Genomic DNA, 1,491 nt, shown 5'->3' on the forward strand with positions numbered 1-1,491 from the left:
CAGGTGAACAAGACAAACCCGGCACGGTAAAAATTGACCCATCAGTTGAAAACAACTTAGGTGTAAAAACCGCTCAAGTCTCTTTAGAGCAACTTTCACCTCGGATTGAAACTGTCGGCTATATCGCGTTTGACGAAAGCCATTTGTGGCAAACCAACGTTCGCGTGGCGGGCTGGGTTGAAAAGCTTTACATCAATGCCGTGGGTGAAAAGGTCAACAAAGGCGACGTGCTGTTCACGCTGTATTCGCCTGAGCTAGTCAAAGCACAAGAAGAGCTGCTGAACGCCTACCGAACTGGACGTAGTGGCCTGGTGAAAGGCGCGACAGAACGTTTGGTGACACTGGGTGTTGATCGTTCTCAAATCAAAGCCATCACTCAACGTGGGAAAGCATCGCAAACTATTGAAATTAAAGCTCCGGAAGATGGCGTCATCGCGAGTTTGAACGTTCGTGAAGGTGGTTACCTATCCCCTGCTCAAGCGGTGATCAGCGCGGGCCCACTTGAAAACGTATGGGTGGATGCCGAAGTGTTTGAGCGCCAAGCTCACTGGATGAAAGCAGGCAGCGACGCCACTATGACGTTGGATGCGATTCCGGGTAAAGAGTGGCAAGGCAGCGTCGATTATGTGTATCCAATTTTGGATCCTAAAACGCGCACGCTTCGTGTTCGTCTTAAATTCTCTAATCCCAATGGCGAGCTGAAACCGAACATGTTCGCCAATATTGCCTTACAGCCTGTCAGCGACAACGCGGTGTTAACCATTCCAAAGTCTTCCGTTATCCGCTCGGGGGGTATGACTCGCGTCGTGCTGTCTGAGGGAGACGGCAAATACCGCTCAACGCGCATCGAAGTCGGGCGTGAAGCTGACGACAAAATCGAGGTACTACAAGGCCTGACTCAAGACGATCGCATCGTAACCTCAGCTCACTTTATGTTGGATTCAGAATCGAGCCAAACGGCTGATCTATCGCGCATTTCATCACCGACCGAAGCCACTGCACAAACGGCTTGGACGAAGGGCGAGATCACTGATGTGATGAAAGACCATCGCATGTTGACCATCAACCACCAGCCCGTACCAGAGTGGGATTGGCCGGGGATGGTTATGAACTTTACCCTCGCTGACGGCGTCGATATGGGCTCACTGCAAAAGGGCCAAGCTATTGAGTTCGAAATTCAAAAAGCCGCATCGGGTCAATACGAAATCGTCGATTACAAAGCCGATGACACCGTTCTCGCGACTGACGTTTGGGTAACGGGAGACATCAGCATGCTAATGGCGGATTTTGGCATGATCACGCTCAATCACCTTCCGGTTTCAGAATGGAGCTGGGATGCCGGTGAAATGAACTTCTCTGTGGGTGATGAAGTGGATTTATCCGGTTTCAAGGAAGGTCAGAAAGTCCGATTTCTAGTTGAAAAACAAGGTTCTGACTACGTTTTGAAACAAATTGAAGCGATCGAGGGCTAACTATGATTGGAGCAATTAT

Annotated in this window: 1 protein-coding gene; it reads left to right on the plus strand. The window is 50.0% G+C overall.

The genetic code is table 11. From position 1 onward, the window contains the following. The coding region (locus tag R7E00_RS23165; RefSeq protein WP_318124584.1) for an efflux RND transporter periplasmic adaptor subunit at nucleotides 1–1,472 on the plus strand (1,472 nt) is incomplete at its 5' end. Nucleotides 1,473–1,491: the final 19 nt, after the last annotated feature.

Origin of the sequence: Vibrio sp. Vb1755, assembly GCF_033338635.1 — a bacterium.
GTDB classification, from domain to species: Bacteria; Pseudomonadota; Gammaproteobacteria; order Enterobacterales; family Vibrionaceae; genus Vibrio; species Vibrio alginolyticus.